The sequence below is a fragment of the Leyella stercorea DSM 18206 genome (assembly GCF_000235885.1).
In the GTDB taxonomy this organism is placed as follows: Bacteria; Bacteroidota; Bacteroidia; order Bacteroidales; family Bacteroidaceae; genus Prevotella; species Prevotella stercorea.
Window position 1 is genome coordinate 1 of record NZ_JH379384.1, and the last position, 12,337, is coordinate 12,337.

Annotated in this window: 8 protein-coding genes, 1 tRNA gene and 1 pseudogene; 1 reads left to right on the forward strand and 9 read right to left on the reverse strand. The window is 46.3% G+C overall.

Going from position 1 to position 12,337, the window contains the following annotated elements:
• Nucleotides 1-860: 860 nt before the first annotated feature.
• The 7 genes from HMPREF0673_RS03080 to HMPREF0673_RS03110 form a co-directional block, all read right to left on the reverse strand.
• On the reverse strand, nucleotides 861-1,535 hold the full coding sequence (locus HMPREF0673_RS03080; RefSeq protein WP_007897813.1) for a hypothetical protein: 675 nt from the start codon (nucleotides 1,533-1,535) through the stop codon (nucleotides 861-863).
• Between the two features lie 2 nt (nucleotides 1,536-1,537).
• Nucleotides 1,538-2,599, reverse strand: a complete 1,062-nt coding sequence (locus tag HMPREF0673_RS03085) for a protein NO VEIN domain-containing protein (protein ID WP_007897816.1) — start codon at nucleotides 2,597-2,599, stop codon at nucleotides 1,538-1,540.
• A 2-nt stretch (nucleotides 2,600-2,601) separates the two neighbouring features.
• A complete protein-coding gene (locus HMPREF0673_RS03090; RefSeq protein ID WP_007897818.1) occupies nucleotides 2,602-3,681 on the reverse strand; it encodes a DNA cytosine methyltransferase in 1,080 nt (359 codons plus the stop codon).
• Nucleotides 3,678-4,805, reverse strand: a complete 1,128-nt coding sequence (locus HMPREF0673_RS03095) for a DNA cytosine methyltransferase (RefSeq protein WP_157591614.1) — start codon at nucleotides 4,803-4,805, stop codon at nucleotides 3,678-3,680. The genes HMPREF0673_RS03090 and HMPREF0673_RS03095 overlap by 4 nt, the downstream gene beginning before the upstream one ends.
• A 165-nt stretch (nucleotides 4,806-4,970) precedes the next feature.
• Nucleotides 4,971-5,204, reverse strand: a complete 234-nt coding sequence (locus tag HMPREF0673_RS03100; RefSeq protein WP_007897833.1) for a helix-turn-helix transcriptional regulator — start codon at nucleotides 5,202-5,204, stop codon at nucleotides 4,971-4,973.
• Between the two features lie 349 nt (nucleotides 5,205-5,553).
• Nucleotides 5,554-5,638, reverse strand: a tRNA-Leu gene (locus HMPREF0673_RS03105).
• A 159-nt stretch (nucleotides 5,639-5,797) separates the two neighbouring features.
• A complete protein-coding gene (locus tag HMPREF0673_RS03110) occupies nucleotides 5,798-6,883 on the reverse strand; it encodes a phosphotransferase enzyme family protein (RefSeq protein WP_007897836.1) in 1,086 nt (361 codons plus the stop codon).
• A gap of 122 nt (nucleotides 6,884-7,005) precedes the next feature.
• On the opposite strand from HMPREF0673_RS03110, the gene HMPREF0673_RS03115 reads away from it, so the two are divergent.
• The gene (locus HMPREF0673_RS03115) at nucleotides 7,006-9,522 is read left to right on the forward strand and encodes a glycoside hydrolase family 95 protein (protein WP_007897838.1); all 2,517 of its coding nucleotides are present in this window, start codon (nucleotides 7,006-7,008) and stop codon (nucleotides 9,520-9,522) included.
• A gap of 193 nt (nucleotides 9,523-9,715) precedes the next feature.
• Here HMPREF0673_RS03115 and HMPREF0673_RS03120 read toward each other — a convergent pair whose 3' ends face one another.
• Both HMPREF0673_RS03120 and HMPREF0673_RS14480 read right to left on the reverse strand, forming a co-directional pair.
• Nucleotides 9,716-9,922 (reverse strand): hypothetical protein, encoded by a 207-nt coding sequence (locus HMPREF0673_RS03120; RefSeq protein ID WP_007897841.1) that lies wholly within the window; start codon nucleotides 9,920-9,922, stop codon nucleotides 9,716-9,718.
• A 33-nt stretch (nucleotides 9,923-9,955) separates the two neighbouring features.
• Nucleotides 9,956-12,337 (reverse strand): annotated as a pseudogene (locus HMPREF0673_RS14480) (hypothetical protein); the annotation flags it as partial.

Below are 12,337 nucleotides of genomic sequence, written 5' to 3' on the forward strand. Positions count from 1 at the left end.
ACTCTTTTCGTAACTTCGTATAGCAAAGTTACTGACTCTTTTTCAAACAGATATGCGTTTGAGCAGTAATAATTGTTAAACACCAGATACGAATACGTTTTTTGCGTATCTTTGCAGCAGTATCTTCCATGCCATTTGACATGGATTATCTCAAGGATGGAAGGTGTTAAAAACATTGGAAAAGGTCATAGAAACCCATTTCATAAAAAGTGCTCAAACGACAAAAAAGTGCTTATTTGACAATTCAAAAAGTACTAATACGACAAAAAGGTACTAATACTACAATTTTATATGAAATATTACAGAAAAAGTTTTGTAATATTTCGGGCACAGAATAGTATTTATTACTTTTGGAGAAGACAAAGATAATGAATTCAAGTTTATATGAGGCAGAAGAACATGCTCTACGTGCCTATAATATAATTTTGTGACGTGTAAACTAAATTTATAAATATAAACACTATTTTAAAAACATCTTAAAAATGAAAAAAAGAGAAGAACAACCTCCTCCTTATTTGATAGAGCAGGTTGCAGGTAATTCTTATTCCTCGTGGTGTCCCAAGCGGATGCCAGCGAGAAGTTTTGTGCGATTTTTCCTTTGCCTCGTGATGTTGATGGCGTTCTCCGTGGAGAAGGCTTCGGCGATAGGGGAAGTAAATTGGGACAATAGCTGGATAGAGCAGCGCTTTGATCCGCAGAAAGCCACGCTAACTCTTGATGTCCGCGTGTACCAGGACTGGGGTGGTTTTAACGGAACTTATTCCTGTGGATTCATGGAATCTGGTTATTTAGAAATCAACGTGGCTGGATATTTCATCAGAATCAAAGGTCACAACGGATGGAGAAGTCTCGATAAAAATTCAACCCAAGTCACTGGTATCGATTATAAATACGTGGATTGGCTTGGCTTGAAAGATGTCGGTGGTGGCAAACAGTCTTATTATCTCAGAATCAATGTTCCGCTGACACAAGATCGTATTGGTCAGGGGTGTGTTTACATTCGTTATCTCTATATCGAAAATACCGTCATCTGCCTTCTTGATACGTAACTCAGAATACCCACCTGCAAAATAATTACGGATGGTAAACTTTCCCTTTTGTTCTTTGCCTGTAGCGTCTCTATATATAACATCTTTCAACAATCCATTGAAATAGAAGCGAGTATCTATCTTTCCATTCTTCTGCGGCACATCTTTACGAGCATTCCACTCTTGCGTAATAGTCTCTACATTTTTACCGTCTTCGACAAACAATGCATCGAGCAAAGATAATTGGTTTATAACAAAATCCTTGGAATATGGAACAACGCAATGCACTGATGATTGGTCAAACTTTCTTGGCAAGATTGAAGCAATGAACAAAATCGCCTTTGCAAGATTTTCCTTGTGGTATCTTACAGTAATATGTTCTCCTGCTCCCTCGAAGAGTTGGTAATGCTCATTATCCAAGAACAAGTCTGTATTCTTGGCATCGCCAGCTCCCAATGGTCGATAACTGGCATTAGTATCATTGATATGTTTTACAATTTCGTCCATACTTATAATATAATTTGCGGTTGGATGTTTACAAAACAGTCATTAGGTCTTACTCCAATCTTTATGGATTGAAGTATTGTCTGAACCTTTTCCATTTTGGAAGAAAGGTCAGCTATATCAGCATTGACAGAAGAAACATAACTCATACAGTTCGTACATACCCGGAGCTTTTTCTTAGCATTGTCCATATCGAATACCCTGTAAACTGAATATTTCTTATCTTCTTTCAAGCCGTGAACAAAACCGATTTCTTCATCGCTATAATAGAGATACTGGTTGAAATCAAACCGAGTCGATTTCACGTCAATAAAGTTTTCTTCTTCCAATCCTTCGTTTATGATGAAGTCGAACGGCATACCAGACTCCGTATTGGCATTCATCCATCTGTAATTACTTATCGTATGAGCTAACTTTTGTTTTTCTAAATATTGTGCAATAATTTGCTCTCCGCTATAACCTATTTGCTTGAAAAGTTTGTTTGCCTTTTCAATATCTTGTTTCTTATACTTTTTAATTTGTTTACCTGTCTGCGAAGCAACTTCTATTTCTTCCTGTAACTTTATGGAAACTCCATTCACTTTCTTTTCCAAGAAGTCTATAGCAAGCGAAAAAGAAGCACTATTCTCATCATAGACCTTGTTCTGAGTTGGGAAAATGTTAGAAGCATGTTGGAAATCTTCCGAGTCACTTGATATTAGCCAAAAGACTAATTCCTCACTTTGCAAGCCAAACCACACTAGATACCACTCACAAGTTGGTTTCAAAGAAGCAAATTCACGAATCTGATTTACAATCGTATGTTCGTTTCTTGCCCCCGACTTAATATTGGGAGCTTCCATCTTGCCAGTACTACGGTTTATCTTTCCATAGTCACAATTCAAGATTTCACAATAGTCGTCATAAATCAATATGGCAGCTTTCTCCACATGATTATCTGGCAAGAAATCCAAGACGTGCTGATAAAGTCCAATATGAGTTTGATGCCCAGACTTCTTCAAACCAAGGTCGTTAGGACTTAATTTCTTGAAACCAATTTTCTTTTCTGAGTGAACTTCAAAAAACATAGCTATTCGTGAATTATATGATTTGTTATAAGGTAATACAAAACAGCATAAATCGTATTTACACTGACTGCATTCCCTGCTTGTTTGTATAGCGAGCCATCTGCAACCCCCGCATTTCGGCCGTTGATGGCAAAGTTTGCAGGGAAACCCTGCAACATGAAAGCCTCTTCTGGTGTCAACTTACGGATAGGCAACTGTGCCAATTGTTCCTTGGTCATCGTTTTTACAGGATTGATAGCACCATGTGACTCTATGAAGTCTTGACTATAATAGTTGTCTTGACAAGCACGGTGCATCTTGTGCATCGTTGCGGTCAAAGGCCTAGCTATACTCATATTGATGTCTGACTTCGACTTAAAGTTGGCAGAACCATCAGCTAACAGGGTTGGTTTGATTCTTTCCGAAAGGAAATACTTCTGATCAACATCCAAACTTAATATGTCATTGACGCTTTGATAATGGTATGTGCCCAAGTCTTGATATACTTGATCAAACAAGACTGCAATATTGTCGCAAGTAAATTGCACTTCAAAATCTGCAGGGACAGGTTCTGTTGTCGCAAAAATCAACAGTCTGTTACGAGTTTGTGGCAAATGGAACTGTGCAGTATTAAATATGTCAGTAAAGACTTGATACCCCAATGCCTCCAACTCTTGTTTGATACGTGCAAATGTTCTTCCCTTATCATGTGACTTAAGGTTTTTCACATTTTCAAGAAGCACATATCTTGGCATCTTTGCCGCAAGGATATCAATGATATGAAAAAACATTTGCCCACGATCCTCATTGAAACCAGCTTGCTTTCCCATCATGCTGAAAGTTTGGCATGGAAAACCGCCAGTCACCAAATCAAATTGAGGCAAATTGTCTATGTTGTTTTTATTGCTAGTAAATTCCACTATATCCCCCATAGCCAACTCGCCATCAACCTCAGGGTGGTAATTGGCACAATAAGTTTTCACGGCCTTGGCATCTATCTCAGAGTAGCCAATGCAATGAAAATCCATGATGTGGTCTTGCGTAAGCAAATCCATTGCTCTTCTAAAACCACCTATGCCAGCAAATAATTCTAAATGTCTCATCTTATAAATTTCATGATGCCATCGCCTATGGCTTTGGCAAGTTTTACAGGAACGGCATTTCCTACTTGTGCATACCACATATTTTGAGAGCCCGTTATCACATAATCATCGGGGAACGTCTGAATGCGTGCAGCCTCACGAGGACTTAATCCTCTTGCATCCCAAGGGTGGATGTACATATTGCAATCAAACTTCATATGAGAAGTTATCGTCTTGCAGATTTGCGTCTCATCCAATTTGAAGTATTTATCCTTGAATATATCATTTCTCCTTTTATATGGCATGATGTCTGCAATAGACTCATGCAAGGAGTTTGCGCCTTGTGGTAATCTACGATAGATTTCTATGTCTCGCTCATTATTATAACGATTCTTATGATTGTAGAGCTTTGTAATCTCCTTGTCACCATTGATAAATTTATAGAAGTCATTCTTGATGTACGAGAAATCGCATTCTGTAAAGCCAGACTCTGCACATTCTACTCCCTTTGAACCTTTTTCTTTCTTCGCGACTAAATGAGGAAGCCATTCAAGAGCGTCTTTCAGCACGAAAGGCTTGCGTTTATGCTTGTATATTTCTTCGAATATCAACTTTGGCTCTACCCCAACTCTATTGCCTATCATTATGAAACGTTCTCTATTTTGTGGTACACCATAATCTTGTGCCTTCAAAAGTGCATAATCATATTGGTACTCGCCGCCAAGATATTCCTCAAAATTCTGTTTGATTTCTTCTATTTTGTTCATCATCCCTTTTACATTCTCCATAATAAAGAACTTAGGACGAGTATTTTTCAAGAATATCAAGTATTGTTTATATAAAGCATTACGAGGATCATCCAATATTCGTTGACGATTAGCCATAGAGAAACCTTGACAAGGAGGTCCACCACATACCAATGTTATATCTGATAGCATATCCTTGTATTCTTCAAGATGTAGGTTGAGTTCCGCAATATCTCCCACAAAATAGTGGTCATCACTCAAATCATGGTTGAATTTATAGGTATTGCAAAACTGTTCCACGATTTCATTAACGAACCATGGAGTAAATCCAGCCTGTTGCAACCCCAAACTCAGACCGCCGCATCCAGCAAATAAATCTACAAACTTATATTGTTTCATTGTTATTTTTTCAGCCCAATCCTTTAAATTATCTCTCACCACCTATAAAAGTTGATTTAATCAGCAACTTCTTTTTGCGAGAAGTTTGCCGAGAGTGTTGAAATAACCTCATCAAGTTTATTTCTATGCTCAAAGAGTAAATCTTTCTTATTTTGTTCCATCTTATTATCTATTCGTATCATCCTTGGCTGCTATATTCTCTATTGGCCAAAACAAATCCTGTATCTCAACATTCAGACATTTGGCGATCTCCACCAGTGTCTCGACATTCGGTTGTATGGTGTTGGTACACCACTTTGAGACGGTTGCAGGGTCTTTACCCAATTGTTCAGCGAGCCATTTGTTGGTTCGTTTCTTTTCAGCCAGGACGACCTTTAGTCTGTTTATATCTTTACTCATATTTGCGTATAATTATTTGGAAAGTACAAAAGTAGTGATTTCCTGTTAGAATAACGAATAAAGGTGTTGAATTATTATGTTAGATAGTGATATTTGTATTATATAGATGATATATACATCAATTTATAGAATATGAGAGCTAATCTACCTGACTATAGCTTGTCATTTGGTGACTCATAAAATTGGCGATGTCAAGTGAAATGCAATGAAATTATGAGAAATAAGGAGGAAAACAACATAAACTTTGCCAACCACAACAAATTAGCGACGAATTATGTTGGCAAAATGTTGGCAATTTTATAAAAGCAAAAATCCTAACTGCTCAATATCAAGCAGTTAGGATTTTGTATGGTGCGCCTGAAAGGACTCGAACCTTCACGTCCTAAAACACCAGATCCTAAGTCTGGCGCGTCTACCAATTCCGCCACAAGCGCATTAGCGGATGCAAAGTTAGTGAAAAATGGTGAGACTGGCAAAATATTATGTGACTTTTATGATCCGCACCGACTGGTGCGGATGCTCGTAACGGTCGATGCGGATGCTCGTAACGGTCGGTGCGGATGCTCGTAACGACCGATGCGGATGGCAGAAGTCTACTTCTTCAGCTCTTCGATGAATCGCTTCATCTCTGCCTCGTGTGCCTTTGCTTTGAGGAATAGGTGCCACTGGTTGCGGGCGCGTGTGAGGTTATGCTCGGCATACTGGCACTTCCAGTAGTGGTCGCCCGAGAGGTAATCCCAGAGGAAGCGCACGCACTGCATGTAGGGGAAGAGCTCGGCGGCGTAGGGAAGGAGCGACACTTCGAGCGGAGTGAGGAAGCGTTGTGCCGACTCTAAGTAGCCGCGTGTGAATGCCTCGAAGATGTCCATGCGGAAATCGATCTTCTCGTACTCGGGCGAGTCTTCAGCAATGGTGTTGGCAGCGGTGCGCAGGAAGTCGCCGTAGTCGCTGACGAAGAGCGACGGCATCACGGTGTCGAGGTCTATCACGCAGAGCACCTTGCCCTGTTTGTCGAACATCATGTTGTTCACCTTCGTGTCGCAGTGGCACACGCGCTTCTGCAGTTTGCCCTCGGCGAGGAGTCGTTCGCCCAGGCACATCTCGTCCATGTACGCCTCAATCTCTTCTACGAACAGCTTCACGCTCTCGGCGCGTCCAACGGGGTCTTCGGCGTACACTTTGCGCAGCTGGTCGCGGCGTAGGCACATGTTGTGGAAGTTGGGGATTGTCTCGCCCAACTGGTCGGCTATGTCAGCCAGCCGCGCCTCGAAGTCGCCGAACGCCTTGCCTGCGTCGTAGGACGAGTCGGGTGTCACGGTTTCCATCGTCACGGCATCGCTGATGAATACCGACACGCGCCAGTAGCTCTCACCGTCGAAGAAGTAGGTCTTGCCCTCGGTGGTGGGCACGAAGCGCAGCACACGACGGTCGAGGTCGTCGACACCTTCCGCCTTCAGCTGCTCGCGGATGTGGTTGGTCACGGTCTCCACGTTGTGCTGCAGCAGGTCGACGTCGGTGAAGATGTGGTGGTTGATGCGTTGCAGAACGTAGTCGGGGCGGTCTGTTTCTGCGGTATGTATGCGGTATGTGTCGTTGATGAGTCCGTTGCCGAGTGGCTTGATGTCGCTCACGGTGCCCTCGATGAGGAACTTGCTGGTTATGTTGTTTAGATTGTTCATAGTTTTTATTATTTGATTTTTGCAAATTTACTGCTTTTTATTATAATAGATGATGTTATGGCGGCTTATTTCGCTTTTTTGCAGTAACTTTGTGGTGATAGACAAATAAAAAACTAATCATAATGCAATCAAAAAAACAACTCCTTGCGCTTCTTGCGCTTTGTGCCTTGGGGTCTGCCAACGCTTTCGCCGAGCGGAACACCCCTTTGAAATATTGGTTCGACCGTCCGACGACGATGCGCGGACAGGCAGTGTGGCTCGCTTCGAGTCCCGACCGTATGCCTACCGAGCGCCAGTTGGTGCGTGCCGGCGACTTGGTGAACAACCCCGACCCCGAATGGGAGTCGCAGTCGCTGCCCATCGGCAACGGCAATATCGGCGGCAATGTGCTCGGCTCGGTTGAGGCTGAGCGCATCACGTTCAACGAGAAGACGCTCTGGCGTGGCGGTCCGAACACCGCACGCGGCGCTGCCTACTACTGGGACGTGAACAAGCAGTCGGCTCATGTGGTGGGCGAGATACGCGAGGCGTTCACCAAAGGCGACTGGCAGAAGGCGGAGCTGCTCACACGCAAGAACTTCAACAGCGTGGTGCCCTACGAGGCTGATGCCGAGGAGCCGTTCCGCTTCGGCAGCTTCACTACCGCCGGCGAGTTCTATATTGAGACCGGACTCAGCTCAGTGGGAATGACCGACTATCGCCGTGAGCTGTCGCTCGACTCTGCTCTTGCGAAGGTGAGCTTCTGCAAGGACGGCGTGCAGTACGAGCGCGAGTATTTCGTGTCGCATCCTGCCAACGTGATGGCGGTGCGCTTCGCTGCCTCGCAGCGTGGCAAGCAGAACCTCGTGTTCTCCTACGCTCCCAACCCCGTGTCGACGGGCGAGATGAAGGCGGACGGCACCGACGCGCTCTGCTGGCTGGCACGTCTCGACAACAACAGTATGGAGTACGCCGTGCGCATCAAGGCTGTGGCTAAGGGCGGTGCGGTGAGCAACGAGGGCGGCAAGCTCACGGTGAAGGATGCCGACGAGGTTGTGTTCCTTATCACTGCCGACACCGACTACAAGCCCAACTACGACCCCGATTTCAGCGCCCCGAAGGCTTACGTAGGTGTAGACCCTGCGCAGACTACTGCCGACTGGCTCGCCAAGGCTGCCACAAAGGGCTACGCTTACCTGCTCAACGAGCACTATGCCGACTATTCGGAGCTCTTCAACCGCGTGCGTCTGAACATCAACAACGCTACGGCTGATGCCGACGACCTGCCCGTGAACCGCCGTCTTGAGGCTTACCGCCAGGGCAAGCCCGACTACTACTTGGAGCAGCTCTACTATCAGTTCGGTCGCTACCTGCTCATCTCGTCGTCGCGTGCCGACAATCTGCCGGCTAACCTGCAGGGCTTGTGGCACAACAACGTCGACGGACCGTGGCGCATCGACTACCATAACAACATCAATCTGCAGATGAACTACTGGCTGGCTTGCCCGACGGGACTCTCGGAGTGCGAGTTGCCGCTCTTCAACTTCATCCGCACGCTCGTGAAGCCGGGCCGTGTAACGGCGAAGTCGTACTTCGGCACACGTGGCTGGACAACGTCCGTATCTGGTAATATCTTCGGCTTTACATCGCCGCTCTCGAGCGAGGATATGTCGTGGAACTTCTCGCCGTTCGCCGGTCCGTGGCTCGCCACACACCTCTGGAACTACTACGATTTTACGCGCGATCGCAAGTTCCTTGCTGACAACTACGAAATACTGAAGGAGTCTGCCGACTTCGCGTCCGACTATCTCTGGCATCGCGCCGACGGCGTGTACACCGCCGCTCCATCCACATCGCCCGAGCACGGACCGGTTGACGAGGGTGCTACGTTCGCCCACGCCGTGATACGCGAAGTGCTCCTGGATGCTGTTGAGGCTAACCGCGTGTTAGGCAAGAGTGCCAAGGAGCGCCGCCAGTGGGAGGACGCGCTGAAGCATCTCGCGCCGTATAAGATAGGTCGCTACGGACAGCTCATGGAGTGGTCGACCGACATCGACGACCCGAAGGACGAGCATCGCCATGTGAACCACCTCTTCGGTCTGCACCCGGGCCGCACCGTGTCGCCGGTCACAACGCCCGAACTGGCTAAGGCATCGCGCGTGGTGCTCGAGCATCGTGGCGACGGCGCAACGGGATGGTCGATGGGCTGGAAGCTCAACCAGTGGGCGCGCCTGCACGACGGCAATCATGCCTACACGCTCTACGGCAATCTGCTGAAGAACGGCACGCTCGACAACCTCTGGGACACGCACGCTCCGTTCCAAATCGATGGTAACTTCGGCGGAACAGCCGGCGTAACCGAGATGCTCATGCAGAGTCACATGGGATTCGTCCACCTGCTGCCTGCACTACCCGATGCTTGGGCTGAAGGCTCAGTGAGCGGACTGCGTGCCAAGGGCAACTTCACCGTGTCTATCAGCTGGAAGAACGGCAAGCTCGCTGAGGCGACAATACTCTCCGGCTCGGGCGAACCGTGCGAGGTGCGCTACGGCAAGTCGGTGCTGAAGTTCAAGACAAAGCGAGGCGCAAGCTATAAGGTCGTGTTCTGCGAGAACAAGCTTATAGGGGGTGCACTTGTCTCAAGTGCACCAACCAAGTAAAATACCAATTAGTTGGTGCACATCCTGTTCGGTGGGTGCAGTTCTTGCTCAATTGGTGCACATTCTGTTCGGTTGGTGTAGTCCTTGCTCAGTTGGTGCACATTCTGTTCGGTTGGTGCACTTGAGACAAGTGCACCCCCTTAAAACAACAAAGGTCGAGCGACTTCGCTCGACCTTTGTTGTCTTTGTATTATTAATACTCATCCTCTTCGTTGCAGTCATCATACTCCCACGAGTCGAAGTAGTTGCGCGATGGAGCGAAGTGACCGCCGCCGTAGCCCGGTTCCAGGTCTCCAATATTGCCAGTTCCGCCACCGTCACCAATAGATCCTGCCATTATGCTCATTGCCTCTATTTCCACTGTTGTAATAGATGGCTTTATATAAAGTTTTCTTTTCATGTTTTTTATATCTTAATGTTTAAGATGTTATATTTACTTTACTACGACCTTCTTGCCGTTCTGGACATAGATGCCGCTCTTCAGTGTGCTGAGTGAGTTGCCTACGCACTGTCCCTGCAGGTTGTACACCGGCGTGTTGCTTTCCTCAGTGTCGAATATTTCGCCGAGCGATGTTGTCGCTCCGTCGAGGTTGGCACGCAGCTTCTTGATGTCTGTGCCCTCCGGCACGATGAAGTATGCACGCAAGCCGTTCATCTGGCAAGCTTCCGCATCAGCCGGGTAGTAGAACTTGTTGCCGGCACCGATGTATATGTTCGTCTTGGCCTGCACCAGTGTTACGTGGTTATAGATACCCTTCATCTGCACTGTGCTTGCATCGCCCACAGCCTGCGGGTTGCCGTTAGTGTCGAGTCCTGTAGCCACCATGCTTACTCCCTCGAATGTCGGGTTCTTCACAACGGCGTTGCCAGGCTTCATGATGTACGGCTTGCCAGCCTCGATGTTGGCTACAGTTGCGAAGTACACAATGTTGTTCTCGCATCTGCCTTCGTATGTGCGGAGCTGTGTGCCCTCGCCGAAGTACTGTGTCACCTGGTCTTTATCGAGTGCGAACGGCACGCAGAATGAGTTCCAGTGGCTTGCTTCGAGCGTGCGCTGCAGCGTCACGTTTGCGTTCTCGTATGTCTCGATGATGTTGTCGGTCTTCGTTTCGTCGAGAGTGTAGTTCTTTGCTTTCGGTACTTCTACTGTGACGATGATTTTTGTGGCACGAGCCTGGTCAGTGTTTGTAAATACAACTTCCTTAGCAGAACCCACCCAACAGAGATCATATTTTGTGTCTGCAGTAAATGCTCCGTCTTTACCATTGTATTTCAAGTTGGTAATAGGTTTGTCACCCTTTACGAATTCAATCTTCGTGATTTTACCAATCTTGGTTGAGATGGTTGTAGTACAGTTCTGATATAATCTGTAAGTATATTTATTAGAAGATACTGCAGCAAATGCTGCATTCGTACCATGTATTGTTACTACACCCTGCACTATTTGATCTTCGTTGCCAATTCCTGTTTGTTTTCCTTTATCTACGCCAGCAACGAACTCGACGCTCGTTTCTTCTACTGCACTGTTGATTACCTTCAGCGTGCATGTCGCCGTTGTCTCCTTATAGGTATCGTTAGCACCGGTAGCGGTGATGGTGTATGTGCCACTAACTTCAATAAGTGCTTCTCCGTCAGCTTTTCCAATCGTTGCGTTAGCACTTTCTGGCGATATGGTGTAAGTTACGTTGAGGCTGTGTGGGTTCTGCAGCACATCTGCAGCATTGAATGTTACAATACCTGCTGTTGCTTCTGCTAAATCTGCGCTGTAGCTCTCTGCTGCGAACTTGAAGTCGGCATCAGTTGTGTGTGGGTCTTCCACTTCGAAAGTGTATGATACTTCCGCAGGCTTGTACGAGTCGTTACCGCCAAATTTTGCAGTGATAGTGGTTGTACCAATTTTGCTAATTTGTATTAAGTTGTCTACAATCGTATAGCTATTATCGCTGCTTGTGTATTTGAACGTCTCGCTGTTCAGACCGTTGTCGCATGTGATGTTGCTTGCCAGGTCGTATATATCATCCCCAAGTTTCACCTTTACGGGGTTCGCCTTTACTGCCAAGGCTGCGTCCTTGCGTGAGTCGGAAATAATGAGCTTGTAGGACGCAGTGCCTGCAGCATACTTGTCTGTAGCAGCCGATGTGGCGGTGATGATCACCTCGCCAGTATTGTACATGTGAATTGTATTGCCCTCAACCTTTGCGGTTGCGTCGTCGGAGCTTGCGTATGTGATAGCAGATGCGTCAAGGTCTTCAGGCTTGGTGATGGTCTGAAGGGCAATAGTGCCCGCTACTAACTCCTTTGTTACAGTTGCCTCGGCGAATGAGAGGGTAGGAGCAGCCTTCTTCTCTGCTGTTGTGACGATGATTTGGGTGACATCATCTACTTTTGACTCTGCTGTGAATTTTACAGACTCCTCATAGCCAGTCCAAGTGCCGGTGGTTTTGTCGTAATTGGGCTTGTCTGTTGTGAAATTACCGTATGCAGAACCACCTACAAACTTAATGCTTGTAATTACTCGTGTAGGATCGGTAAGTGAGAACGTTGTTTTGCTATCCTTATAGAAGCGGTAGTCTGTATATTTACCTAATGCACCACTTGATGTGTTTATTTTTACAATTGACTTTGTCAATGTCAGCTTACTAGTGCCACTCACTTTGTCTTCAGAGACATCGAACACTATCTCCGATAAATCAACAGCCTTCTTGTTCGTAATCTGATACGTAGCGGTAGAGCCAGAGTATTGTGTTGGGTCTGCAGGTGTGAATGTAGCGGTGATGGTTGTTGTGCACAATTTAAGCAAAAGCAACGGAAAGTG

Excerpts from the sequence above, each read along its gene's own strand:
- HMPREF0673_RS03090 (WP_007897818.1), bottom strand. The coding sequence starts at position 3,681 with ATGAGACATTTAGAATTATTTGCTGGCATAGGTGGTTTTAGAAGAGCA.
- HMPREF0673_RS03095 (WP_157591614.1), bottom strand. The coding sequence starts at position 4,805 with ATGAAACAATATAAGTTTGTAGATTTATTTGCTGGATGCGGCGGTCTG.
- HMPREF0673_RS03080 (WP_007897813.1), bottom strand. The coding sequence starts at position 1,535 with ATGGACGAAATTGTAAAACATATCAATGATACTAATGCCAGTTATCGA.
- HMPREF0673_RS03115 (WP_007897838.1), top strand. The coding sequence starts at position 7,006 with ATGCAATCAAAAAAACAACTCCTTGCGCTTCTTGCGCTTTGTGCCTTG.
- HMPREF0673_RS03120 (WP_007897841.1), bottom strand. The coding sequence starts at position 9,922 with ATGAAAAGAAAACTTTATATAAAGCCATCTATTACAACAGTGGAAATA.
- HMPREF0673_RS03110 (WP_007897836.1), bottom strand. The coding sequence starts at position 6,883 with ATGAACAATCTAAACAACATAACCAGCAAGTTCCTCATCGAGGGCACC.
- HMPREF0673_RS03085 (WP_007897816.1), bottom strand. The coding sequence starts at position 2,599 with ATGTTTTTTGAAGTTCACTCAGAAAAGAAAATTGGTTTCAAGAAATTA.
- HMPREF0673_RS03100 (WP_007897833.1), bottom strand. The coding sequence starts at position 5,204 with ATGAGTAAAGATATAAACAGACTAAAGGTCGTCCTGGCTGAAAAGAAA.